Source organism: Streptomyces sp. ISL-98, from assembly GCF_018614055.1.
GTDB classification, from domain to species: domain Bacteria; phylum Actinomycetota; class Actinomycetes; order Streptomycetales; family Streptomycetaceae; genus Streptomyces; species Streptomyces spiramyceticus.
Genome location: NZ_JAGGPB010000024.1, coordinates 1 through 24,415, shown reverse-complemented (window position 1 = coordinate 24,415; position 24,415 = coordinate 1). Strand labels below are relative to the sequence as shown.

The window sequence follows — 24,415 nt, the reverse complement described above, 5'->3', positions numbered from 1 at the left end:
ATCCTTCACGGAGTCGGCGGAGAGCTGGGCCGCCGGTCGCAGGGGTAGACGGCTGAGCCTCGCGCTTGGTTGTGCGATGCGTACCGCCGATCATGTACCGCGGCCGGGCCCGTGGCCGGGGGGCTCGGCAGCCGGTGGGCCGGACGGGTGGCCCTCAGAGCTCTTGTCGTACCGCGGTGTTGGTGACCCGCTCGCTCTCGATCCGCTGGGCGAGGCCTTCTTCGGAGAGCTGCCCGAGATTCCGGCAGAGCACCACGGATCCGCCGACGGCGAGCGGCGCGTACAGACCCGCCGAAAGCCCCTGCCAGGTGTCGTACGAGAGCCCCGAAAGCAGGCGCGATCCCGGTACGAGACCGAGCTCGGCGGCGTCGGCCCGGGCCCGCTCGACGAGCTGCGCGGCCGTCAGTTCCGTACCGCCGACGGTGAGTGCGGGCGCGTCCGGGTCGACCGGGGCGAACGGTGCGAAACGGTCACCCTGCCCGGGCACCTCGACGGCGTAGTCCGCGAACCCGGCGGGCGCCTGCGGGAAGCGGCCGCCCAGGGGGCGCAGGGCCAGCGCCACGCGCTCCCCGCCGCACGCGCGCGCCTTCTCCAGTGTGTCCGGTCCGCTGACCACCAGATCGGCGTCGGCCGGGTCGCCGCCGACGTCCGCGACCACTCCGACGGACGAGCAGGCGAGCAGCCAGGCGGCGGTCTGCCAGTGCGCGGGCAGCAGTAGCGCGAGCCGGTCGCCGGGTGCGGCGGCGAGGTCTCCCTGGAGCAGATTGGCGGTCTTCGCCACCCAATTGGCGAAGGTGGCGACGGACAATTCCACGCGTTCGCCGGTGGCGTCGTCGTAGAAGGTGACCAGGGGCTGGGCGGGGTCCGCGGCGAGAGCGGATCGCAGCAGGTCGGCGGGGGTGCGATCGGTGGCGTTCACCCGCGCAAGGGTACGCCGCGGCTTCCGGCGCGGGCGGTGGTCCCGGGGCGTGGACGGGCCGCAGGTACACCGGTTCGGCCGACGTTTCGTCAACTCCCCAATGGACAGATTTGTATGAATATGTCCAAGATCTGTTTCATGCGTGTACTCCTTGCTTCCGCGATCGGCGTCGCCTCCGCCGCCGCCCTGGTCCTGCCCACCGGCGCCGTGGCCGCCCCCGCTCCGGCGGCCACGGCACCGGCCGTCCCGGTGAGCCCGGCAGTGCCCGGCTCCACTCAGTCGTTGCCCCTCGCGCCACTCCCGCCCGACGCGCGCTCGGCCACCGAGCCCCCGGGCACCGCACCACAGGGCGTGGGTAAACGCGCCGTCAGACCCTTCTCGCTGCTCGGTGTCGTCTGGGACGACGCCGACGCCGAACTCCACGGCACGGTCCAGGTCCGCACCCGCGCCGCCGGGACGGCCCGCTGGTCCGGCTGGCGCCACGTCGAGACGCACAACCACGAGCACGCGGCCGACCCGGGTACGGCGGAGCGCGACTCGGCGAAGGTGCGCGGCTCGACCGCGCCCCTGTGGGTCGGCAAGAGCGACGGCGTAGAAGTGCGCGTACAGGCCGAGAACGGCGTACGCGCCGGCGAAGCGCCCGCGCCGCTCCCCACCGGCCTGCGCCTCGACCTGGTCGACCCCGGTGACGATCCGCCCGGCGAGGAGGTGCCCGGCGGCTCCAAGGCGGACGGCCCGCCGGTTGTCCTGACGCCCGAGGAGGCCGCGAGTTCGGCGGTCAACGCCCAACTCGGACCGCTCGGCGCCACCGAGCTCGCGCCGCTGAGCCGGGCGGAGACGGAGGAGGAAGCCGTCGTACTGGGCGGGCAACCGAACATCGGCCCGCGCCCGCGCATCATCACGCGTAGGGGCTGGCGGGCGGACGAGCGTCTCCGCGAGCGCAACTTCGTCTACACGAAGCGGGTGAAAGCGGCCTTCGTGCACCACAGCGCGACCGGCAACAACTACAAATGCTCGCAGGCGCCCTCAGTCCTGCGCAGTATTTACCGCTACCACGTCAAGAGCAGCGGCTGGCGCGACATCGGCTACAACTTCGCCATCGACAAGTGCGGGACCATCTACGAAGGACGGGCAGGGGGTGTGGCCAACCCGGTCCTCGGGGCGCACACTCTCGGTTTCAACAACAACAGCATGGGCATCGCCGTCCTCGGAACGTACAGCCGCTCGAATCCGTCCACCGCAGCTGTGAACGGCGTTGCCGCCCTCACCGCCTGGAAGCTCGGCCTGTTCGGAGCCGACCCGCGCGCCGCGACCTACCTCACGTCCGGTGGCAACGGCCGGTTCAAGAAAGGCACCAGCGTAAAGCTCAACGTCGTCTCGGGACACCGGGACGGATTCAACACCGACTGCCCGGGAGGCCAGCTCTACGACAAGCTCGGCAGAGTCCGGGACGCCGCGGCCCAACTGCAGGGCCGGTGACGGCCGACCGGGGCATATCGAACGGTCTGCATACACTGGCCTGCCCGTACCCGGCCGGCCCCAGCAGGAAGCAGAGACGACAAGGTGACTGAAGCGATCCTCCTGGTCGGCGGCAAGGGCACCCGGTTGCGCCCGCTCACCGTGCACACACCGAAGCCGATGGTCCCGGCGGCAGGCGTGCCCTTCCTCACCCACCAGTTGGCCCGCGCACGGGCCGCCGGAGTCGAACACATCGTCCTCGCGACGTCGTACCTCGCCGAAGTCTTCGAGCCGCACTTCGGCGACGGCGCGGACCTCGGTCTCCATCTTGAGTACGTCACCGAGGAAGAGCCGCTCGGCACGGGCGGCGCCATCCGCAACGTCGCCTCCCGCCTGCACTCCTCGCCCGACGATCCGGTGCTCATCTTCAACGGCGACATCCTTACGGGCCTCGACATCGAAGCCCTCGTCTCCACCCACCGGTCGTCGGGCGCGGACGTCTCGCTCCACCTCACCCGGGTCGAGGACCCCAGGGCCTTCGGCCTGGTCCCGACCGATTCCACGGGCCGGGTCACGGCGTTCCTCGAAAAGCCCCAGACCCCCGAGGAGATCGTCACCGACCAGATCAACGCGGGCGCGTACGTCTTCCGCCGCTCCGTCATAGACACCATTCCGGCAGGCCGCCCCGTCTCGGTCGAACGCGAGACCTTCCCCGACCTGCTCGCCTCCGGCGCCCACCTCCAGGGCATGGTCGACTCGACGTACTGGCTGGACCTCGGCACCCCGCAGGCCTTCGTCCGCGGCTCCGCCGACCTGGTCCTCGGCCGGGCCCCGTCCCCGGCGGTCCCGGGCCGCTGCGGCGACCGGCTGGTCCTGCCGACCGCGTCCGTCGCCGGCGACGCGAAGCTGACCGGCGGCACGGTGGTCGGCGCGGGGGCGGTGGTCGGCGAGGGCGCCCGTATCGACGGGAGCGCGGTCCTGGCCGACGCGGTGGTCGGCGCGGGCGCGGTGATCACCGACTCGCTGATCGGGGCGGGCGCGGTGATCGGCGCCCGTACGGTCCTGTCCGGCGCGGTCATCGGCGACGGTGCGACGGTGGGCGCGGACAACGAGCTGCGCGAGGGCATACGGGTGTGGTGCGGCGCAACCCTTCCGGACGCGTCGGTCCGCTTCTCGTCCGACCAGTAGGGCGAGCAGCCCGTACGCTCGAAGGACAGCACCTCCCGATACGTGAAGACCTCAAGACCTCAAGACCTCAAGACCTCAAGACCTCAAGACCTCAAGACCAGAAGACCTGAGGACCGACCCGTGGCAGGACGCTTCGCCCCTCGCCCCGTCACCCGCACCACGGTGCGGGGCGGCGAAGCGGCGATACCCCCGCCACGCCCTGGATCCCAGCCGGCCCCGTCCCCGGCATCCCCCGCCCTCACCCGGAAGTGGACCCCGCAGGGCCCGCTGGACCTCGGCCTGGTCCTCGGCCCCCTGAGGCGGGGCCCGTACGACCCCACATTCCGCAGGACGCCCGACGGCTCCGTCTGGCGGTCCTGCCGTACACCCGCGGGCCCCGGCACGATGCGGGTCGCCATGCGGGGCGGCGAGGTGGAGGCGGCCGCCTGGGGCGAGGGAGCGGACTGGCTCCTGGCCCAACTACCGGCGCTGCTGGGCAGCTTGGACGATCCGTCGGCATTCGCCCCGCGCCACCGCATCGTGGCGGAGGCGTGGCGTCGGTGTCCGGGGTTGAGGCTCGGCAGGACCGGCCTGGTGATGGAATCCCTGATTCCGTCGATCCTGGAGCAGAAGGTCACGACGGACGAGGCGTACCGGGCATGGCGACTGCTGGTCCGCAAGTACGGCGAACCGGCCCCCGGCCCGGTGGACGGCGGGATGCACGTGGTTCCTGATGCCCGCACCTGGTCGCTGATCCCGTCCTGGGAATGGCACCGGGCGGGCGTGGACAGTAAGCGCTCGGCGACGGTCGTGCGGGCGGTACGGGTGGCCAGACGCCTGGAGGAGGCGGCAGCGATGTCCCCCGAGGACGCGTCCGCCCGACTGCAACTGATCCCGGGTATCGGTCCCTGGACGGCTGCGGAGACCTTGCAACGCAGCAACGGCGCCCCCGACGCGGTCTCGGTGGGCGACTACCACCTGCCCAGCATCGTCGGCTACGCCCTGGCAGGCGACCGCACGGCGGACGACGCGGCGATGCTGGAACTCCTGACCCCGTACGAAGGCCAACGCCACCGCGCGGCCCGCCTGATCCTCCTGTCGGGCGCAACCCCACCCAGGAGAGCCCCCCGAATGACCCCGGGCAACATAGCCCGCCTGTAGCGATGCGGGCCGTCCGGCGTTTGAGGACCGGGGTCTGGGGCGGAGCCCCAGTTACGGGAGGGGGCGGCCAGGGGAATCCCCACCCCGGCACCGCACCGCAACCACCCCACCGCCACCGCGCCACCGCAACTACTCACGGCCGGCCGGCCGGCACCGCGCCGCGCGCCGCGCAAAGGGGCCACCACACCGCAAAACCCGACGGCACCGCCACGGCGTCACGCACCGCCACGGCGTCACCGCACCGCCACGGCGTGACCGCACCGCCACAGCGTCACCGCACCTCGATGAACGCCCCCGCATCCCGCCCCGCCCGCGCAGCCGGCACAACCGCCGCCCGTCCCACCGCAACTGCACCCATCGGGTCCCACCCCTCCGGCAGCTCCAGCACATCCCGCACCACATCGCGGCAGAACATCGTCGACGAAACCCACGCCGACCCCAGCCGCTCACCCGCCAGCGCGACCAGGAAGTTCTGCACCCCGGCCCCCGCCGCGACCACGAACATCTCCCGCTCCGCCGCGTCGCGACGGGCATCGCCGTACACATGTGAGCCGTCCATCACCAGGCACGGCACCACCAGATACGGCGCCCGGCGCAGCACATCCCCGCGCCGCACCCGCTTCGCGATGGACTCCTCGGACTTGCCGTCGCCCCGCAGATCCGCGATCCACGCGTCCCGCATCGCATCGAGCAGCCGCACCCGCGCCGTCTCCGACTCCAGGAGTACGAAGCGCCAGGGCGTCGTGTGATGCGGCGCGGGCGCCGTCACCGCCGCCGCGACCGCGCGTCGTACCGCCGCTGGATCCACCGGCTCGTCCGTGAATTCCCGCACGGTACGCCGCAGGGTGACCGCTTCCCGTACAGCCTCCGAGGTCCCGAGCCGGAACATGTCGTCCGCCGCACCCCGCACCAACGCGGCAGCGCCCCGAGCTCCACCGCTCGCACCATCAGCCACATCGTCGACCACGCCACGAGCCACGTCGTCGGCCACCACATGAGGAAGCCCCCGCACCACCGCGACGGGCAGCCCGGCTGCCTTGCCCTTCACCAGATCACCGGCCGCGGCCAGTTCGTCGGCGGTGGCGACGACCGTCACGTTCAGAGGATTGCCGTGCGAATCGGTCCCGCCCCGCAGATCGTCCAGCACCCGTACACCGGCCGCGCCGATCGCGACGTCCGTCAGACCGTTGCGCCAGGGCCGCCCGAAGGTGTCCGTAATGACGACACCCACATCCACGCCCAGCGTGTCCCGCAGCCCTTGCCGGATCGCCCGCGCCGACGCGTCGGGATCGACGGGCAGCAACAGCACGGTCCCGCCAGGGGTGTTGGACGCGTCCACGCCGGCCGCCGCCATAACGAGACCCTGCCGGTTCTCGACGATACGAAGCGTCCCGCGCCGCGCGACGACCCGTACCGTCTCGGCGTCTATCGCCGCCTCTCGGTCGGCCGCCCGGACGACGCGGCCCTCCGCCTTGCTGACGATCTTCGAGGTGACGAGCAGGATGTCCCCGTCGACGAGCCCCGGTTCGACGCCGGCGATCAGCTTCGCCAGGTCGTCCCCGGCCCGCACCTCCGGCAGCCCGGGCAGCGCCCACACCCGGTACGCCGGCGGGGTATTCACGCGCGGACCTCCTCGGCCAGGTCCAGCGCCTCGCGGGCCATCCGGGCCGTGGCCTCGACGTCGGTCATCATCAGCGGTACGGCCCGGCACCGGATCCCGGCGCTCTCCACCTCGGCCACCGCGCCCGCGTCCACCGTGTCGACGAGCCACCCGTCGAGCAGCCCGGACCCGTAGTGCCGGGCGACGGCCGCGGCGGTGGACTCCACGCCCACGGCGGCCAGCACCTTGTCGGCCATGCCGCGCACGGGCGCGTCCCCGACGATCGGAGAGAGCCCCACGACGGGCACACCGGCCTCGGCGATCGCCTCACGAATGCCCGGCACCGACAGGATGGTCCCAATGCTCACCACGGGGTTGGACGGCGGGAAGAGAATGACGTCGGCCGAAGCGATCGCTTCGAGCACCCCGGGCGCCGGTTTGGCCTGTTCCGCACCGACCGGCACGACCGCCTGCGCGTCCACGGAGGCACGCAGTTTCACCCAGTACTCCTGGAAGTGAATCGCCTTGCGCTCGCCGTCCATGTCGACTGCGACATGCGTCTCGATACGGTCGTCGGACATCGGCAGCAGCCGTACGCCCGGCTGCCACCGCTCGCACAATGCCTCCGTGACGGCGCTCAGCGGGTAGCCCGCGCCGAGCATCTGCGTACGGACGATGTGCGTCGCGAAGTCGCGATCGCCGAGCCCGAACCACTCGGGCCCCACGCCGTACGCCGCGAGCTCGCCCTTCACCTGGAAGGTCTCGTCCGCACGCCCCCAGCCCTGCTCCTCGTTGATGCCGCCGCCGAGCGTGTACATCACGGTGTCGAGGTCGGGGCAGACCTTGAGCCCGAACAGATGAATGTCGTCACCGGTGTTGCCGATGACGGTGATGTCCGCGTCAGGCGCGGCCGACTTGAGGCCGCGGAGGAAGCGAGCGCCACCGATACCGCCTGCCAGAACCACAATGCGCATGCACAGCAGTGTGTCAGGCGGGTACGACATCCTGGGCCGCCGGGGAGCACTGGGCAGCGTGCATGGGCATCTCTGTCAGGCCGGGGAAGTAGACGTGCAGGCTGACCGCCGGCTCCAGCGTGTCGTTGACGACCTCATGGGCGTACCCCGGCGCGAAGACCCGCTGCGCGCCCGCCCCGAGCGTGCGCTGCACCCGCTCCGTGCGCTCCGTCAACTCCCCGTCGAGGACCGTCAGTACGCCGGAGGAAGGGCCGTGGTCGTGCAGCCCGCTGCCCTGTCCGGGGACCCAGCTGAGCAGCCAGACCTCGTAACCGGGGCCAGTCTGCAGCCGGTGGTACCAGCGGCTCGTGGCGTCGTACGAGACGAGGTGCTCCCACTGCGCACGGTCGGCCGCGATGGAGCGGGCGAGCCCGACGAACTCGGCAACAGTGGCCGGGTGCTCGCGGGCGGGCTGGAGAAGGTGCTGGACGGCGAGGATGTCGCCGGCGATCTGGAGGTCGCTGTCGCTGTTCATGATGCGGGGGTTCCTCGGCATGAGTGCTGGGGTGTCGCAAGGAGAGATGTCGCAAGACAGGTGTAGCCGAAAGCTACGGAGAGTCAGCTGGAGCGCGGCGGCTTCAACAGCTGGAACAGCAACAGCGTGCCTGAACAGCGCAACGGAACCCACGTGTGTGGGTCCGGGGGAGCACTGCAGTCGCTGGCATGCGTTCTAGGAGACCGGGTTGCTCACCCGCTGTCAACCTCGTGACCGATTTGGGGGTAATGTTTCACCTCATCCGGTTACTGGGGGCGGGGAAAGGTTTGTGCAGTTGGCGGCGCGGAGAAGTGGCGCATCAACCGTGCAACCAAACGCCGTTGGGGCGTCGTGACAAGACTGTGATCAAAATCGTGGCCCGGGTCAGGCCGGTGGCATGTGTCACAGATTTTGGCGATTTGAACACTTTCCGCATAGCCTTGGTTCCACAGAGTGAATACGGGGCTCAATAGCAGATCCCGGCTTGACTGGCCCGGATCCACGCACTTGTAATTTCACTCGTGTCGTTCGGCCGAAAACCGGCAGCGGCCACATCACGGGGAAGCTAAGACAGACGAGGGGCGCACATGACCGAGCTGTTCCAGCAACTGCTGGTCGAGGACGCGGACGAGGAAATCGGCTGGCAGGAGCGCGCGTTGTGCGCCCAGACCGACCCCGAGTCCTTCTTTCCCGAGAAGGGCGGTTCCACGCGCGAGGCCAAGAAGGTCTGCCTTGCCTGTGAGGTCCGTTCCGAATGTCTTGAGTACGCCCTCTCCAACGACGAGCGGTTCGGCATCTGGGGCGGCCTGTCCGAGCGTGAACGACGACGACTGAAGAAGGCCGCTGTCTGACTCAATCGGCACAAGCCTGACGTAACGACCGGTCCGTCGCCTGCACCTTGCCCGCAGGCGGCGGACCGTTGTGTTGCCCAGCCGTTAGTGTGGGGCGCTGTCCGAGACGCACCATCGCTCCCACCGGGCGCACGCGTCCGCGCAGCCAGACAGCAGCCTTCCGGGGGGCGACCCCCGGACCCCGGCCGGAGGGCCCGTACCCCGATGTCCGTGCACAGCCAAACGTCGGCGCCGTACGCGGCGGCCGCGCCCGAGTTCCCCCGGCACGTAGTCACTGCCGTGCTCGTCTCCCACGACGGCGCCCGCTGGCTGCCCGACGCGCTCGCCGGGCTGCTGGGGCAGGAACGCCCCGTGCAGAACGCCGTCGCCGCCGACACCGGCAGCGCGGACGACTCCGCCCAGCTGGTCACCGAAGCACTCGGCGCCGAACGCGTGCTGCACCTCGCACGCCGCTCCGGCTTCGGAACGGCCGTCGACGAGGCGGTCCGTACGGCCCAGGTGCTGACGCCCGAGGACCTGCCGTACCTGAAACGGCCCAGTGGCTGGGACCCGGTGAGCAGGTCGTGGCGCGACGACGCGTACGACATGCCCGAACTTCCGCACGGCGAACCGGTGCAGTGGCTGTGGCTGCTGCACGACGACTGCGCGCCCGAACCGGACGCGCTCGCCGAACTGCTGCGCGTCGCCGACTCCGACGAATACGCCGCGATCATCGGCCCCAAACTGCGCGGCTGGTACGACCGCAAGCAGCTCCTCGAAGTCGGCGTCTCCATCGCCAACAGCGGCCGCCGCTGGACCGGCCTCGACCGGCGCGAACAGGACCAGGGCCAGCACGACCAGGTCCGCTCCGTACTGTCCGTGTCGAGTGCGGGCATGCTCATCCGGCGCGACGTGTGGGAACAGCTCGGCGGCTTCGACCGCCGCCTGCCCCTCATGCGCGACGACGTCGACCTGTGCTGGCGTGCCCACGCGGCCGGCCACCGGGTCCTCGTCGCGCCCGACGCCGTCCTGCGGCACGCGGAGGCTTCCGCCCGCGAGCGCCGGCCCATCGACTGCGCCGGGCGCTCGGTCGCCAACCCGCACCGCGTCGACAAGGCCGGCGCCGTCTACACGATGCTCGTCAACGCACGGGCCGCCGTCCTTCCGTACGTCATGCTCCGCCTCGTCGTCGGCACACTGCTGCGCACCCTCGCCTACCTCGTGGGCAAGGTGCCCGGACAGGCGGTCGACGAAGTCACCGGACTCTTCGGCACCCTGCTGCGCCCCGGGAAGATCCTCGCGGCCAGAAGGAGGCGCGGAAAGGGAACGGTCGACGCGAGCGAACTGCGGCCCCTCTTCCCGCCGCCCGGCGCGACCGTCAGGGCGACGGTCGAGCAGGTCGCGGGCAGCTTCGGCAGCGGCTCCGACACCGACTCGGGATCGCGGCACGGCGTGGTCGAGTCGGGCCCCGGCGGTGACGACGCCGACTACATGGAAGTTGAGCAGTTCGCGCGGCTGAAGCGGGTCGCGCGCAAGCCGGGGCCCATGCTTTTCGTCCTGCTGCTGTTCGTCTCCCTCATCGCCTGCCGGGGCCTCCTCGGCGGCGGCTCCCTTGCGGGCGGCGCACTGCTGCCCGCGCCCGCCGACGTAGGGGACCTCTGGGCGCGGTACGCCGACGTCTGGCACCCGATCGGAACGGGCGGCACCCAAACGGCCCCTCCGTACCTCGCGGTCCTCGCCGCCCTGTCGGCCGTCTTCCTCGGCTCCACAGGGCTCGCCCTCACCGTGCTGCTGGTCTGCTCGGTGCCGCTGGCCGGGCTCACCGCCTACTTCGCCTCCCGGCCGCTCGTCGAATCGCGACTGTTGCGCGCGTGGGCGAGCGTCGCGTACGCCTTCCTGCCCGCCGCTACAGGCGCCCTCGCGGGCGGGCGGCTCGGTACGGCCGTACTGGCGATCCTGCTACCGCTCATCGCGCGGTGTGCCGTCGCCGCGAGCGGTTTCAGCGCCGGGGGCGCGCGATCCAGCTGGCGAGCCGTCTGGGCGTACGCACTCCTCCTGACCTTCGCGATGGCCTTCACGCCCGTCGTGTGGCCCATCGCCCTGCTGCTCGGCGTGGGCGTACTGGCCCTGCGGCGCGACGACATCACGGCGTACGGCCTGCGCTTCCTGGCCGCCCTGGGCACCCCCGTACTGATGCTGGCCCCCTGGTCGCTGTCGCTGCTGACCGGTCCCTCCGCCTTCTTCCGTGAGGCGGGCCTGGAATTCGGTACGGGTTCGGCCGGCGCGCTCGACCTGCTCGGCATGAGCCCCGGCGGGCCGAAAGCCGTGGGCGGGCTGCTGCTGATCGGTATCGTGCTGACGGCGCTGGCGGCGCTGCTGCGCGGGGAGCGGCAGTTCGCGATCCGTGCGGCGTGGGTCGTCGCGATCGTGTCCCTGCTGTTTGCCGTCTTCACCAACGCCGGATTCATCAACGGCGGTGGCTGGGCGGGACCCGCGACCCTCGTCTACGGCCTCGCGCTGATCGGCGCCACCGTGCTCGGCGCGGACGGTGCGCGCGAGCGCGTCGCCGCCCAGAGCTTCGGCTGGCGCCAGCCCGTCGCCGTGCTGATCGCCTTCGCCGCTGCCGCCGGACCGCTGCTCGTGGCGGCCGGGTGGATGATCGGCGGCGCAGCCGGTCCGCTGGAGCGGCGCGACCCGGTGCAAGTGCCGGCGTTCGTCGCGGAGGAGAGCGGCACGCGTGACCAGGCACGCACCCTGGTCCTCGGCGGCACATCGGCGGCGAAGGTCTCGTACACCCTCGTACGCGGCTCCGGCGCCCGGCTGGGCGACGGAGAGCTCGCCGAGGCGGGCGGCAGCAGCCCGCAGCTCGACAAGATCGTCTCCAACCTGGTCGCGGGCTCCGGCGCCGACCAGGCGAACCAGCTCGGCGGATACGCCGTCCGCTACGTCCTCGTACGGGACGGGGCCCCGCGCGCGATGAGCCGCGTCCTCGACTCCACACCGGGCCTGAGCCGGCTGAGCCAGCTGGACGGCAGCGCCCTGTGGCGCGTCGACCGCCAGGTCGCCCGGGCCACGATCGTCTCCGGCAAGGAGGGCGCCGAGCCGCTGTCCGTCGCGTCGAGCCCGGTCGAAGCCCATACGAAGATCCCGGCGGGCGAAGCGGGCCGGGTCCTGCGGATCGCGGACGCTGTGGCAGAGGGCTGGCAGGCCACGCTCGACGGGCAAGTACTGGAGAAGAAGACCGTTGACGGTTGGGCGCAGGGCTTCGAACTGCCCGCCAGCGGCGGCAGGCTCGACCTCACCTACGAGGCGCCCGTCACCCACACCGCGTGGATCTGGACCCAGGCCGGGCTCGCCCTCGTCCTGCTGGTGCTCGCACTGCCGGGCCGCCGTCGGCAGGTCGACGACGACCTGCCGGAGGAGGAGATCGAGGTGCCCGCTCAGCCTGTGGCGGGCGAGGGCCGCAGGGCGCGCAGGCTGCGCGCGGCGGCGCAGGCGGAGGCCGCGTACGCCCCGGAGGAGGCAGGAGCCGGGGATCAGCCCCCTGCGCCGCCCGTTGCGGACCCGTACGGCCAGTTCCCGGCAGAGGAGCAGGGCGCGGCCGCCCCGCAGGCAGAGGAGGCCCCTTACGCGGCGGTGCCGCAGCAGCAGTACGGGGAGTGGGACGGGCAGACGTACGCGGGCGCGGAGTACGGACAGCAGGAGTACGGGCAGGCACAGCAGCCGTACGACGAGCAGTACCAGGGCGGCCAGTACCCGGAGGGCCAGTACGGCGGCGACCAGTACGGCAGCCAGCAGTACAGCGCCGACCCGTACAGCGCCGACCAGCAGAGCTACGGCGGTGAGCAGTACCCGGCCGAGCCGTACCAGGAGGGTCAGTACGACCCGTACGGCTATGGACAGCAGCAGCCCTACACCGAGGGCAACGAGCCCGAGCAGCGCCCCGACGGGAGCAACAACCGATGAACCGCACCACCCTCTCCCTGCTTGCCGCCGCCACCGCCCTTGCCGCTGTCACCGGGTTCGCCGCGTTTTCCGCGCCGGAGGGTGCCGGGGAAACGGGCACGGGTACCGGCACGGAGGCGAAGGCTCCGGCACGGCTCCCGGTGGAGCGTTCCAGCCTCCTCTGCCCGGCGCCGAGCCCGTCCGACCTGGCGGAGACGCAGTACACGTCCTTCACTCCGGCAGGGACAGGCGGCGGCGACGCCAAGGCGGGCGCGGCCGACCTGATCCCCACCGACACGACACTGGCCGACCGTGACGGCGGCAAGGACAACAAGAAGGGCGCCGACGACGGCGACGGCACGGCAGGGCAGAAGCCCAAGGAGAGCAAGCCGGTTCTCTCGCTGAAGGAACCCGGCAAGCCCGGCACCGCCGAGGTGAGCACCGCCGAGGCCCCGGCCCTGGTCGGCTCCGCCGACGGCCGCCTGGCCCCCGGCTGGACCGCCCAGCAGACCACCAAGATCACCGCAGGCAACGGCCGAGGCCTGCTCGGCGTCAGCTGCACCGCACCCGACACCAGCTTCTGGTTCCCCGGCGCGAGCACCTCCGAGGAACGCCAGGACTACGTACACCTCACCAATCCCGACGACACCGCCGCCGTCGCCGACATCGAGCTGTACGGCAAGGACGGCGCCCTCAAGTCGGACGTGGGGGAGGGGATCACGGTCCCCGCCAGGTCCAGCGTCCCCGTGCTGCTCTCCACCCTGACCGCCGACCACGTCGAGAACGTGACTCTTCACGTGACCACCCGTACCGGCCGGGTGGGCGCCGTTGTCCAGGCCACGGACGAGAACGCCGGCAGCGACTGGCTGGCGGCCTCGGCCGACCCGTCCGGCAGTGCCGTGCTCCCCGGCATCCCGGCGGACGCCACGTCCGTACGTCTCGTGGTGTTCGCACCGGGCGAGGACGACGCCGACCTGAAGGTACGGCTGGCGAGCCCGACCGGCTCCATCACACCGGCCGGACACGAGAACCTGCACGTCAAGGCGGGGATGACCACGGCGGTCGACCTCAAGGACGTCACCAAGGGCGAGGCGGGATCGCTGCTGCTCAGCCCGGCACAGGGGCGCGGCACTCCGGTGGCCGCCGCGCTGCGCGTGGTGCGCGGCAAGGGCGCCTCCCAGGAAGTGGCGTACATCCCGGCGACAGGGCAGGTGGGCGAGCGGGCGACGGTGGCCGACAACAGGGCCAAGGGGTCGGTGCTTTCGCTGACCGCGCCCGGCGCCTCCGCCAAGGTCAAAGTCACCGCCTCCGCGGGCAGCGAAGGCGGCGAGCCGGTCGTCAAGACGTACACCGTCAAGGCGGGCACGACCCTCGCGGTCAAGCCGCCGGTGCCGGGCGGGCTCAAGGGCTCGTACGCGCTGACGATCGAACCGCAGTCGGGCGGCCCGGTCCACGCGTCGCGCGCGCTGGAACTGCCGGAGGACGGCATCCCGATGTTCACGGTGCAGACGCTGCCCGACGACGGGGGGACTGTGTCGGTGCCGGAGGCGGAGCAGGACCTGTCGGTACTGGACGACTGAGGCAGTCAGCAGCCATCGGTCAGCAGCCAGCAGCCAGCAGCCAGCAGCCAGCAGCCAGCAGTCAGCGGCCAGCAGCCATCGGTCAGCAGTCAGCGGCCACCGGACCAGTCGGTCAGTCCTGTCCGTACCGCGGGTCGACCGACTCCGGAGCCAGGCCGAGCAGTTCCGCGACCTGCTCCACGACGATCTCGTGAACGAACAGGGCGCGCTCGTCCCGGCTCTTGGTACGGATCTCCACCGGCCGCCGGTACACGATGATCCGCGCCGGGTGCGCGCTCGTGGCGGGCATCATCCCGCCGAGCGGCACATGCTCGGAGGGCCACATGTCGGGCCCCTCGTCGCCACCGCCCGCGGGCGGCACGTCGAGCACCAGGAAGTCGACCTCGGCGAGCTGCGGCCAGCGCCGTTCCAGGCGCTCCACGGAGTCCTGGACGAGGTCGCCGAAAGCGGCGGCGCGGCTGGTCGAGAGGGGCACCTGAGGCGGGGCCACGGGCCCTCGCATGCCGCGGCCGTGGCGGTCGCGGCGGCGCGGCCCCGGTCCGGTGGGGCGGGGAGGTACGGGACTGTCCATCACTGACGCAGGGTAGCCCTCATCCGGGCACTTCGATCGCGACGACGGGATGGCAGGCGGCATGTCGCTAATTGAGCATTCCAGCCAAGATTGGGCTCGATTTCGTGCCCGTACGCGACCGACGATCTCACGCCGATTGTCGCCATTTGCCCCAAGTGGCGACTGGTCACGGCCCGGTCACTCGCTGTGCCCTCCGGTCTCCGTGCAGGTCAAGGCAGTTGCCTGGGAGGCGGCTGGGGCGCACGAGGACATGCGACACGGTGGGGTGACGTGATGGAGAGTCGTCGCGGCCCGGTCAAGAGTGCGGTACCGTCCAACATCGTGAGCCCTGTACGTCGCTGTTCGCGCACCGCGTGCGGCCGCCCTGCCGTCGCGACACTGACGTACGTCTACGCGGACTCGACCGCAGTCCTCGGACCGCTCGCCACATATGCCGAGCCCCACTGTTACGACCTGTGCGCCGAGCACTCGGACCGGCTGACCGCCCCGCGCGGCTGGGAGGTCCTGCGCCTGGTCGACGGCTCGGCCCCCTCCCGCCCCAGCGGCGACGATCTCGAAGCACTCGCCAACGCCGTACGCGAGGCCGCCCGGCCGCACCAGCGCACCGCCGAGGCCGGCGGCGGCGCCCGCACAGCGGACCCGACGGAGGTCGCGCGCCGCGGCCATCTGCGGGTGCTGCGCTCTCCGGACTCCTGAGCCCGTCCCCGGCCGCCCTTGCGGGTAGCTTTGGGGGACCTAACAGGACTTCAGGAGGGTTGGCCGTGGCTGCTGATCTGTCGCAGATCGTCAAGGCGTACGACGTGCGCGGTGTGGTCCCCGACCAGTGGGACGAGTCGCTGGCCGAGCTGTTCGGAGCTGCCTTCGTGCAAGTGACGAACGCCGAGGCGATCGTCACCGGGCACGACATGCGGCCCTCCTCGCCGGGGCTCTCGCGGGCATTCGCACGGGGGGCGGCGGCGCGTGGAGTGGACGTGACGGAGATCGGGCTCTGCTCGACCGACCAGCTGTACTTCGCGTCCGGCCAACTCGGGCTCCCCGGCGCGATGTTCACGGCCTCGCACAACCCCGCGCAGTACAACGGCATCAAGATGTGCCGCGCGGGCGCGGCCCCGGTGGGCCAGGACACGGGCCTCGCGGAGATCCGCGCGCTGGTGGAGGAGTGGTCGGCGACGTCCGCCCCGGCTGCGGCGGCCACACCTGGAACCATCACCCAGCGCGACACGTTGACGGACTACGCGGCCCATCTCCTGTCCCTCGTCGACCTGACCTCGATGCGCCCCCTCAAGGTCGTCGTCGACGCGGGGAACGGCATGGGCGGCCACACGGTCCCCACGGTTTTCGGCTCCCTCCCGCTCGACCTCATCCCCCTGTACTTCGAGCTGGACGGCACCTTCCCGAACCACGAGGCCAACCCGCTCGACCCCAAGAACATCGTCGACCTCCAGGCGAAGGTCCGCGAGACCGGCGCCGACCTGGGCCTGGCCTTCGACGGCGACGCGGACCGCTGCTTTGTGGTGGACGAGCGCGGTGAGGGCATCTCACCGTCCGCGATCACTGCCCTGGTCGCCGCGCGAGAGCTCGCGCGCTACGGCGGCAAGGGCACGGTCATCCACAACCTCATCACGTCGTGGTCCGTCCCCGAGGTCGTACGGGAGAACGGCGGCACCCCGGTCCGCACACGCGTCGGCCACTCCTTCATCAAGGAGGAGATGGCCCGCACCGGCGCGATCTTCGGCGGCGAGCACTCCGCGCACTACTACTTCAAGGACTTCTGGAACGCGGACACGGGCATGCTCGCCGCACTCCACGTCCTGGCCGCCCTGGGAGGCCAGGAGGGCACGCTGTCCGCCCTGGTCGCCCAGTACGACCGCTACACCGGCTCTGGCGAGATCAACTCGACGGTGGACGACCAGGCGGCCCGTATGGCAGCGGTGAAGGAGTCCTACGCCGCTCAGCCGGGCGTCACGATCGACGAACTGGATGGCCTGACGGTCACGTCCGCCGACTGGTGGTTCAACCTCCGCCCGTCCAACACGGAACCGCTGCTGCGCCTGAACGTAGAGGCCCGAGACGAACCGACGATGACAAAGGTCCGAGACGAGGCCTTGACCCTGATCCGCTCCTGACCCCACGGCCTACGGCCCGCTGCGCCGGACACCGCTTTACGCGAGGCGTTTACGCGAGTGCCTGGCGCAGTGCGGCGCCGGCGGCGGTACCGCTTTTTGGTGCATGCCTCGCGCCATGCGGCGACGTGCGGCCTCACGGCCTTGGCCCCGTGCGCCGGGCACCACTCTCTTGTGTGCCTCTGGCGCCGTGCGGCGCCAGGGCGCCTACGGGCTTTGCCCCGCTGTGCCGGCACCGCGCTTTGTACGTGTCTGGTGCCGTGCGGCGCTGGGGTGCTTTACGGGCTTCGGCCCGCTGCGCCGGACACCCACTCGTCGTGCGTGTCTCGTGCTCTGCGGCGTTGGGGCCGCCTCACTGGCTTCGCCCCGCTCCGTCGGGCTACGCCGAGGGCGGAGGCGGACGGTGGCCGTGGCGCCCGGAGCTACAGGCGGCACGCGCTGCCGCGCGCCAGGCGTGAAGGGATCGCGCCGCTGCTTGCGTTCAGCCGTACGTGACTCCGCCGTACCCGCCGCGTACAGGCCAGAACGCGGGTCGCCCGGCTCCGCCGCCAAGAAGTCGGGGCGGTCACGGCTGCCGATGTGCGGGGCCTACACCGCCGCCGCCGACGACGGTGCGGGGCCTACGCCATCGTCTGCCGCTGCTGCCAGGGCCAGCGCCGACTGCGCCAGGGCACCCCACGCGGCAGCCGCAACACCCAGCGGGCTGGTTCAGTGTTGCCGCGCAGATTCCGTGGCCGCATCGGCCCTCGGGCCTGGCCGCGATGCCCGCCGCGCAACACGCGCGGCGGGCCTCCGGCGCGCACCGCAAGGGCCCCTACTCACGCGACGCGGCGCACCACCACGCGCCCAGCGCCGTGCCCGGCGGCTCCGCCACGCACTCACGTACGGCCTCCCCAGCCAATCGGGGTCCGGTGCCTGCCCCGGTTTCGGGAAGGGGTGGGTCAGGGGAGAGATCCGCCGCCCCCGCCGACACGCCGCAACCCCACCCCGCGCAGCGGACAGCGCGCGCCACCAGGAAAACCACCCGCCCCCCAAATCGCGCCCCGCCACACCGCGCCGCACCCCACCCGGCGGTAGGCTGACGTGGCCCAATCCGCACCGTATCCGCATGTTCGAAGGGACCCACCCCATGGCGCTCGAAGCCGGCCTTCTGGAGATCCTCGCCTGCCCCGCGTGCCACGCGCCCCTCAGCGACGCGTCGACCGCGGAGACCCCCGAGCTGATCTGCACCAGCAAGGACTGCGGCCTGGCCTACCCGGTACGGGACGGCATCCCGGTACTCCTCGTGGACGAGGCCCGCCGCCCCGCCTGACGCGGCCACAGGCGCAAGCCCAGGCACACAAGCCCAGTCGTGCAAGCACAGGCAAGCAAGCACCACGCACCAAAGCCAGCCCCCCCCCGCACCCGAACGACGTCCCCCCGCGCAAAGCAATCCGCGCCCGGCGATCGGAGGCCCGCCCCATGCTCGACGAGTCGTTGCTGGACGACCCGGAGTCCCTGGCCCGCGCCGACCGCCGCGGCCTACTGCGCGGCGCGGCTGAGGCCGGTGCGCGCGTACGTACCGCCGCACGGCACGCCACTGAGGCCGGCCTCGCCGAAATCAGGCCGGAAGGCCGCCCCCGTGCCGTACTGATCGCAGGCCCAGGCACCGCCGCGAGCGGCGTGGCCGACCTGCTGACCGCACTCGTGGGCGCCGCCTGCCCCGTCACCCGTCTGCGCTCCTCGGGCGTGGCCCCCGCCGCAGGCGCCCTGCGCTGGACGCTCCCGGGCTGGGCGGGCTCCGTGGACCTCCTCCTGCTCGTCACCACGGACGGCGCCGAGCCCGGCCTCGCGCTCCTCGCCGAGCAGGCGTACCGCCGAGGCTGCACGGTCGTCGCCGTCGCCCCGCAGCGTTCGCCGCTGAGCGAGTCCGTCGGCGGGGTTCACGGCCTGGTCGTACCCATGGCGGTCGCCCCTTACGAGGAGTACGACGAGACCGCGGCCTCCGCAGGACCCGGCGCGCTCTGGGCCCTGCTCACCCCACTCCTCGTCCTCCTGGACCGCGTCGGCCTGGTCACCGCACCGCCCGACACCCTCCGGCTCGTCGCCGACCGCCTCGACCGCACCGCCGAGCGCTGCGGGCCGGCCATTGCGACGTACAGCAACCCGGCCAAGACGCTCGCCGCCGAGCTCGCCGACTCGCTCCCGCTGATCTGGACGGAGGGCGCGTACGCCGGCCCCCCGGGGCGCCGGTTCGCCGCCGTACTCGCCGAACTGGCCGGCCGCCCCGCGCTCGCCGCCGAACTGCCGGAGGCCCTGCCTGCCCACGGCGTACTCCTCGCCGGCGCCTTTGCCGCAGGCGCCGACCCGGAGGACTTCTTCCGCGACCGCGTCGACGAGGCGCAGGCGCTGCACGCACGCGTGGTCCTGCTCCGCGACCGCCCTGTCGGCGGAATCTCCGCCGCCCCGGCCGCCCGCGAGCTCGCGCTGAGCCACGACACAGCCATCAGCGAACTCGAACCGGACGAGGGCAGCGAGCTGGAAAACCTCGCGGAGCTGCTCGCCATCACAGATTTCGCCGCCGTTTACCTGTCGCTCGCCTCGGCAGGGCGATCATGACGACGAGCACCTGAACAGGCACTTGAAACAGGCACCTGAACAGCGCACCTGCAGACGTACGAACAGGTACCCGGCCACCACCACACCCCCACACGCACCGAGGGAACGCAGCATGGACCGCCTCTCGAACACCGTGCGCCCCTACGCCTGGGGTTCCACGACCGCCATCCCGGAGCTGCTCGGCGTCGCCCCCACCGGCGAGCCCCAGGCCGAGATGTGGATGGGGACCCACCCCGGGGCACCCTCGCGCGTCACCCGAGCCGAACGCACCGGCGAAGGCACCGCCGAACAGATCGCCCTCTCCGACGTGATCGCCGCAGACCCAGAGCGCGAACTCGGCACCGCAGCGGCAGAGAAGTTCGGCCCCCGCCTCCCCTTCCTCCTGAAGATCCTCGCGGCCGGCGCCCCCCTCTCCCTCCAGGTCCACCCGAACCTCGCCCAGGCCAAAGAGGGTTACGCCGCCGAGGAGAGCGCGGGCGTCCCGATCGACGCCCCGCACCGTAACTACAAGGACGCCAACCACAAGCCCGAACTGATCTGCGCGCTGACCCCCTTCGAGGGCCTGTGCGGCTTCCGCGCCCCCCTCGAGGCCGCGGACGCGATCGCCGCCCTCGACGTCGACTCCCTGAAGCCGTACGTCGACCTGCTGCACGCCCACCCCGAAGAGGCCGCGCTCCGCGAGGTCCTCACCGCCGTGCTGACGGCGGACCCCGCCGAGATGCGCGAGACCGTCACCGCCGCAGCGGCCGCCGCCGAGCGCCTGGGCGGCGCGTACGCCCCGTACGCCACGCTCGCGCACCACTTCCCGGGCGACCCGGGCGTCATCGCCGCCATGCTGCTCAATTACGTACAGCTGCAGCCCGGCGAGGCCCTCTTCCTCGGAGCCGGCGTCCCGCACGCCTACCTCAGCGGCCTCGGCGTTGAAATCATGGCGAACTCGGACAATGTGCTGCGCTGCGGCTTGACCCCCAAGCACGTCGACGTCCGTGAGCTCCTCCGCATCGTCCGCTTCGAAGCCGGCGACCCCGGGGTCCTGCGCCCGGAGGCATCCCCCGAGGGCGAGGAGCTGCACGAGACCCCGATCGACGAATTCCGGCTCTCGCGGTACGTCCTTGCCGAGGGCGCCGCGCCCCGCACTCTCCCCTCCGGCACTCCGCAGATCCTGCTCTGCACAGCGGGTCGGATCCGGGCCGGCGAACTCACCCTCTCGCCGGGGGAGTCGGCCTTCGTGCCAGCAGGGGAATCAGCTGAATTGTCTGGTACGGGCACACTCTTCCGGGCCACAGTGGCTGCCTGACGTACCGTCCGTACATGCCGCCCCACGGAGCTGCAACAATGTGCGGCCGTACGGCGGCGCCAGGGCCGCGGCACCAAGGAAGGGACATCCGGCACCCATGAGTGCGTCAGGCGGAACCAAGGCGATCGTGGCGGCGCTCGCCGCCAACCTCGCGATCGCAGTAGCCAAGTTCGTGGCGTTCCTCTTCAGTGGATCGTCCTCGATGCTCGCGGAGAGCGTGCACTCGCTCGCAGACTCGGGCAACCAGGGCCTCCTGCTGCTCGGCGGCAAGAAGGCCCAGCGCGAGGCAACGCCCCAGCACCCCTTCGGCTATGGCCGCGAGCGCTACATCTACGCCTTCCTCGTCTCCATCGTGCTCTTCACGGTCGGTGGCATGTTCGCGATCTACGAGGGCTACGAGAAGATCCACGACCCGCACGAGATCGAGGCCTGGTACTGGCCCGTCGGCGTCCTCGTCTTCGCGATCATCGCGGAGTCCTTCTCCTTCCGCACGGCGATCAAGGAATCCAACGTCACCCGCGGCAACCAGTCCTGGAAGGACTTCATCCGCCGCGCCAAGGCCCCCGAGCTGCCGGTCGTCCTCCTCGAGGACCTCGGCGCGCTGGTCGGCCTGATCCTCGCGCTCGCCGGCGTGAGTGTGGCCCTGGTGACGGGCGACGGCGTCTGGGACGGCATCGGCACGCTCTGCATCGGTGTCCTGCTGATCATCATCGCGATCATCCTGGCGGCCGAGACGAAGTCCCTCCTCCTCGGCGAGGCGGCCGGCACGGACGAGATCGAGAAGATCAAGGCCGCGGTCGTCGACGGCAACACCGTCACCCGTGTCATCCACATGCGTACGCTCCACCTCGGCCCCGAGGAACTGCTGGTCGCAGCCAAGATCGCGGTCCAGCACGACGACACGGCGGCGGAGGTCGCCAGCTCGATCAACGCGGCGGAGGAGCGCATCCGCGCGGCGGTCCCGATCGCCCGGGTGATCTACCTGGAGCCGGACATCTACGACGAGTCGGCGGCAGGGGCGGGCGAGAATCCGGCGAGGACCCCGGAGGGCCCGGCAGCCGCGCACTGAGGCCCGTAGGCACAAGCCCGTACGCAACAGTCCGTACGCACAACGAGAAGGCCCCCGCCAAGCACAGGCGGGGGCCTTCTTCGTACTTCGCTTCGCGCTTCGTACTTCGCTTCGCGCTTCGTACTTCGCTTCGCGCTTCGTACTTCGCTTCGCGCGACCGGATACTGAATTACTGAACCTCGGCCAGCACCCTCAGCACCGCCGCCTCGTCAGGAGCCGCCGACAGCCGCGCACGGAAGTCGGTGTCCATGAGCTTGCGCGACAGCATCGACAGAATCCGCAGGTGCTCGTCGCCTGCGGCCGCCTCCGGCACGGAAATCATGAAGACCAGCTTGGCCTTCGTCCCGTCCAGCGAACCCCACTCAATGCCCTCGGCGGACCGCGCGAAACCCACGATCGGAGCGGACACCGCGTCGGTCTTGGCATGCGGAATGGCGATCTCCTCGCCGAGCCCCGTGGTCCCCTGGCCTTCCCGAGCCAGCGCCACCCGCACCAGCTCGTCGACGTCCCTTACGTTCCCGGTGGCGGCCAGCAGCTCGGCCATTTCCCGGATCGCCGCGTCCCTGTCGTGCGACTCCAACTGCACCTTCACGGTCCGGGCGGTGAGATACCCGGAGAGGACCTCGCCCTCGGGCGCCGCGACAGCCGAAGGAGCCGACAACGCCTTCTCAGTACGTACGGCGACTCCGGACCCACCAGCACCACCCGCGCCGACCCCGGCGAGTACAGGCTCAGGCACGACCGCACCCGAACCCGAACCCGAAGCCGCCCCCCGCTCCTTGATGCCGATGAGCGCATTCGTAGTCACCGCTGTGACCACCGTTCCGATGGCCACAGCCACGAAGAACATCGGCACACCGCCCACCGCGCCGAGGACGGCCACGATCGGCCCGCCGTGCGGCACCGCATCCGTCACTCCGGCCATGCCGGCGACGGCACCGGCGACCGCGCCACCGAGCATGTTCGCCGGAATGACCTGTGTCGGCCGCGCGGCGGCGAACGGGATCGCACCTTCCGAAATCCCGAACAGCCCCATGAAGAGCGCGGCCATCCCGGTCTCGCGCTCCTGCTCCGAGTAGAGCTTGCGGCGTATCAGCGTGGCGAGCCCCTGCCCGAGCGGCATCACGGGGATCGCGGCCGCGCACATGCCCATCACCGTCTGATTCCCGGTGGCGATGAGACCGGCGCCGAACAGGAACGCCGTCTTGTTGACGGGGCCGCCCATGTCGAACGCGATCATGAGCCCAAGAATCGCGCCCAGCAGGATCGCGCTGGTCCCGGTCATCCCGCTCAGCCAGCTCGTCAGATGCTCAAACACCCAGGCGATCGGACTGCCGATCACGTAAACGAAGAAGAGCCCCAGCGCCGTCGTCGCAACGATCGGGATCACGATGATCGGCATGATCGGCTGCGCGAACTTCGGAACCTTGACCTTCTTGATCCACAGCACCAGATAGCCGGCCAGGAACCCGGTCACGATCGCACCGATGAACCCGGCGCCCGCCTCGGAGTCGTACAGCGACCCGTCGTTGGCGATCCAGCCGCCGATCATGCCCGGCACCAGCGCCGGCCGGTCAGCGATCGCGTACGCGATGTAGCCGGACAGGATCGGCACCATCAGCTTGAAGCCGATGACCCCGATGTTGTTGACGTCCATCCAGAAGGAATCCTTCGGGATGACCAGTCCCTCCGGCGTCGCGTGCCCACCGATCGCCAGCGACACGGCGATGAGCAGTCCGCCCACCACCACGAACGGGATCATGTACGAGACACCGTTCATCAGCGCCTTGTACGCGACACTCCGCTCCCTGCCGCCCCCGCCACCACGAGCGGGCGGCTCGACGGAACCGCCCGCTCCACCCGCCCCCTGTACCGGCGCGGTCCGCACCTCCTCGATCAACTGCTCAGGACGGCGGATCCCCTCCGCCACACCGACAGCCAGCACCCGCTTCCCGGCGAACCGACTGCGGTCGACGTCCTTGTCGGCCGCGATGATGACCCCGTCCGCATCCTTGACATCGTTGTCAGACATTACGTTTTCAGCCCCGATGGAGCCTTGCGTCTCCACCTTCATGTCGATACCGAGACGCTCGGCGGCCTGCGCCAGCTTCTCCGCCGCCATGTACGTGTGGGCAATACCGGTGGGGCAGGCGGTGACCGCGAGCAGCTTCAGCCTCTTCTGCCCGCCCACGCCTCCGCCCTCTGTGCGGCCGGCCGGACTTGTCACGTGAATCTCCCGTCGCGCGTACGTTCCAGATGTCCTGGCATCGTGCAGCACGAACGCGCCGGATCAAAGGTCCAGAAAGCCCGGAAACAACCGGCCCGAACACACAGGTCCAGCCACAACTGGGACCAGGCGGGCTGGGGACCACTGCTTCGATCGGTGTAGATTCGTGACCTAGCCAGACGTCGCTGCTGATGGCGGTCGGGCGGTCCGAGGACCGGCCGAGGGAGAGAGGGCCTCCGACGGACTGCGCTGCGAGCGCCCGGGCACTCGTATGCCCGCCGCCCGCAGAGTCAGCCGTACCCGCCTCGACCCACTTCACGAGGAGCAGCTCGCATGACGACTGTCGCCACCGGCCAGGACTTCAAGGTCGCGGACCTTTCCC

Annotated in this window: 18 protein-coding genes; 12 read left to right on the top strand and 6 right to left on the bottom strand. The window is 71.1% G+C overall.

Going from position 1 to position 24,415, the window contains the following annotated elements; all coding sequences use genetic code 11:
* Window positions 1-154 precede the first annotated feature (154 nt).
* Window positions 155-919 carry a TIGR03089 family protein gene (locus tag J7I98_RS17220; RefSeq protein ID WP_214921606.1) on the bottom strand — a complete coding sequence of 255 codons (765 nt, stop codon included), beginning with the start codon at window positions 917-919 and terminating at the stop codon, window positions 155-157.
* Window positions 920-1,057: 138 nt separating this feature from the next.
* Here J7I98_RS17220 and J7I98_RS17215 point away from each other — a divergent pair, with 138 nt between their 5' ends.
* The 3 genes from J7I98_RS17215 (at window position 1,058) to J7I98_RS17205 (ending at window position 4,705) form a co-directional block, all read left to right on the top strand.
* The gene (locus tag J7I98_RS17215; RefSeq protein WP_214921605.1) at window positions 1,058-2,398 is read left to right on the top strand and encodes a peptidoglycan recognition protein; all 1,341 of its coding nucleotides are present in this window, start codon (window positions 1,058-1,060) and stop codon (window positions 2,396-2,398) included.
* Between the two features lie 84 nt (window positions 2,399-2,482).
* On the top strand, window positions 2,483-3,565 hold the full coding sequence (locus tag J7I98_RS17210) for an NDP-sugar synthase (RefSeq protein WP_214921604.1): 1,083 nt from the start codon (window positions 2,483-2,485) through the stop codon (window positions 3,563-3,565).
* Between the two features lie 120 nt (window positions 3,566-3,685).
* Window positions 3,686-4,705, top strand: a complete 1,020-nt coding sequence (locus tag J7I98_RS17205; protein ID WP_214921603.1) for a DNA-3-methyladenine glycosylase — start codon at window positions 3,686-3,688, stop codon at window positions 4,703-4,705.
* Between the two features lie 271 nt (window positions 4,706-4,976).
* On the opposite strand, the gene J7I98_RS17200 is transcribed toward J7I98_RS17205, so the two are convergent.
* From J7I98_RS17200 to J7I98_RS17190, 3 genes are read right to left on the bottom strand one after another with little or no spacing between them, the layout of a single operon-like run.
* Window positions 4,977-6,326, bottom strand: a complete 1,350-nt coding sequence (locus tag J7I98_RS17200) for a coenzyme F420-0:L-glutamate ligase (protein WP_214921602.1) — start codon at window positions 6,324-6,326, stop codon at window positions 4,977-4,979.
* A complete protein-coding gene (gene cofD, locus J7I98_RS17195; protein WP_214921601.1) occupies window positions 6,323-7,279 on the bottom strand; it encodes a 2-phospho-L-lactate transferase in 957 nt (318 codons plus the stop codon). The genes J7I98_RS17200 and cofD overlap by 4 nt, the downstream gene beginning before the upstream one ends.
* Window positions 7,280-7,292: 13 nt before the next feature.
* The gene (locus J7I98_RS17190; protein ID WP_214921600.1) at window positions 7,293-7,793 is read right to left on the bottom strand and encodes a cysteine dioxygenase family protein; all 501 of its coding nucleotides are present in this window, start codon (window positions 7,791-7,793) and stop codon (window positions 7,293-7,295) included.
* Window positions 7,794-8,380: 587 nt separating this feature from the next.
* Between J7I98_RS17190 and J7I98_RS17185 the strand changes: the two genes are divergently transcribed.
* From J7I98_RS17185 to J7I98_RS17175, 3 genes are all read left to right on the top strand, one after another.
* Complete coding sequence (locus J7I98_RS17185; RefSeq protein ID WP_028810740.1) at window positions 8,381-8,644, top strand: WhiB family transcriptional regulator; 264 nt, start codon at window positions 8,381-8,383, stop codon at window positions 8,642-8,644.
* Window positions 8,645-8,848: 204 nt separating this feature from the next.
* A complete protein-coding gene (locus J7I98_RS17180; RefSeq protein WP_214921599.1) occupies window positions 8,849-12,589 on the top strand; it encodes a glycosyltransferase family 2 protein in 3,741 nt (1,246 codons plus the stop codon).
* Entirely contained in the window at window positions 12,586-14,148 is a 1,563-nt protein-coding gene (locus tag J7I98_RS17175) for a DUF5719 family protein (RefSeq protein WP_214921598.1), read from the top strand. Before J7I98_RS17180 ends, J7I98_RS17175 begins: the two co-directional genes overlap by 4 nt.
* Window positions 14,149-14,260: 112 nt before the next feature.
* On the opposite strand, the gene J7I98_RS17170 is transcribed toward J7I98_RS17175, so the two are convergent.
* The gene (locus tag J7I98_RS17170) at window positions 14,261-14,719 is read right to left on the bottom strand and encodes a metallopeptidase family protein (protein ID WP_214921597.1); all 459 of its coding nucleotides are present in this window, start codon (window positions 14,717-14,719) and stop codon (window positions 14,261-14,263) included.
* A gap of 273 nt (window positions 14,720-14,992) precedes the next feature.
* Here J7I98_RS17170 and J7I98_RS17165 point away from each other — a divergent pair, with 273 nt between their 5' ends.
* From J7I98_RS17165 to J7I98_RS17140, 6 genes are all read left to right on the top strand, one after another.
* Window positions 14,993-15,415: a DUF3499 domain-containing protein gene (locus J7I98_RS17165; RefSeq protein WP_214921596.1), complete on the top strand. Its 423-nt coding sequence runs from the start codon at window positions 14,993-14,995 to the stop codon at window positions 15,413-15,415.
* Window positions 15,416-15,480: 65 nt separating this feature from the next.
* Window positions 15,481-16,845, top strand: coding sequence for a phosphomannomutase/phosphoglucomutase (locus tag J7I98_RS17160; protein WP_214921595.1), 1,365 nt, complete (start codon window positions 15,481-15,483; stop codon window positions 16,843-16,845).
* Window positions 16,846-17,971: 1,126 nt separating this feature from the next.
* The gene (locus J7I98_RS17155) at window positions 17,972-18,154 is read left to right on the top strand and encodes a Trm112 family protein (RefSeq protein WP_214921634.1); all 183 of its coding nucleotides are present in this window, start codon (window positions 17,972-17,974) and stop codon (window positions 18,152-18,154) included.
* Window positions 18,155-18,303: 149 nt separating this feature from the next.
* Window positions 18,304-19,440 (top strand): SIS domain-containing protein, encoded by a 1,137-nt coding sequence (locus tag J7I98_RS17150; protein ID WP_214921594.1) that lies wholly within the window; start codon window positions 18,304-18,306, stop codon window positions 19,438-19,440.
* 112 nt (window positions 19,441-19,552) lie between these two features.
* The gene (manA, locus tag J7I98_RS17145; protein ID WP_214921593.1) at window positions 19,553-20,737 is read left to right on the top strand and encodes a mannose-6-phosphate isomerase, class I; all 1,185 of its coding nucleotides are present in this window, start codon (window positions 19,553-19,555) and stop codon (window positions 20,735-20,737) included.
* A gap of 97 nt (window positions 20,738-20,834) precedes the next feature.
* Window positions 20,835-21,806: a cation diffusion facilitator family transporter gene (locus J7I98_RS17140; protein WP_214921592.1), complete on the top strand. Its 972-nt coding sequence runs from the start codon at window positions 20,835-20,837 to the stop codon at window positions 21,804-21,806.
* 169 nt (window positions 21,807-21,975) lie between these two features.
* Here J7I98_RS17140 and J7I98_RS17135 read toward each other — a convergent pair whose 3' ends face one another.
* Complete coding sequence (locus J7I98_RS17135; protein WP_308377835.1) at window positions 21,976-24,033, bottom strand: fructose-specific PTS transporter subunit EIIC; 2,058 nt, start codon at window positions 24,031-24,033, stop codon at window positions 21,976-21,978.
* Between the last annotated feature and the right edge of the window lie 382 nt (window positions 24,034-24,415).

What these genes read in the sequence shown, in the direction of transcription:
- J7I98_RS17215 (WP_214921605.1), top strand. Translation starts at nt 1,058, where the DNA reads ATGCGTGTACTCCTTGCTTCCGCGATCGGCGTCGCCTCCGCCGCCGCC.
- cofD (WP_214921601.1), bottom strand. Translation starts at nt 7,279, where the DNA reads ATGCGCATTGTGGTTCTGGCAGGCGGTATCGGTGGCGCTCGCTTCCTC.
- J7I98_RS17190 (WP_214921600.1), bottom strand. Translation starts at nt 7,793, where the DNA reads ATGAACAGCGACAGCGACCTCCAGATCGCCGGCGACATCCTCGCCGTC.
- J7I98_RS17185 (WP_028810740.1), top strand. Translation starts at nt 8,381, where the DNA reads ATGACCGAGCTGTTCCAGCAACTGCTGGTCGAGGACGCGGACGAGGAA.
- J7I98_RS17180 (WP_214921599.1), top strand. Translation starts at nt 8,849, where the DNA reads ATGTCCGTGCACAGCCAAACGTCGGCGCCGTACGCGGCGGCCGCGCCC.
- J7I98_RS17175 (WP_214921598.1), top strand. Translation starts at nt 12,586, where the DNA reads ATGAACCGCACCACCCTCTCCCTGCTTGCCGCCGCCACCGCCCTTGCC.
- J7I98_RS17170 (WP_214921597.1), bottom strand. Translation starts at nt 14,719, where the DNA reads ATGGACAGTCCCGTACCTCCCCGCCCCACCGGACCGGGGCCGCGCCGC.
- J7I98_RS17165 (WP_214921596.1), top strand. Translation starts at nt 14,993, where the DNA reads ATGGAGAGTCGTCGCGGCCCGGTCAAGAGTGCGGTACCGTCCAACATC.
- J7I98_RS17155 (WP_214921634.1), top strand. Translation starts at nt 17,972, where the DNA reads ATGGCGCTCGAAGCCGGCCTTCTGGAGATCCTCGCCTGCCCCGCGTGC.
- J7I98_RS17150 (WP_214921594.1), top strand. Translation starts at nt 18,304, where the DNA reads ATGCTCGACGAGTCGTTGCTGGACGACCCGGAGTCCCTGGCCCGCGCC.
- manA (WP_214921593.1), top strand. Translation starts at nt 19,553, where the DNA reads ATGGACCGCCTCTCGAACACCGTGCGCCCCTACGCCTGGGGTTCCACG.
- J7I98_RS17140 (WP_214921592.1), top strand. Translation starts at nt 20,835, where the DNA reads ATGAGTGCGTCAGGCGGAACCAAGGCGATCGTGGCGGCGCTCGCCGCC.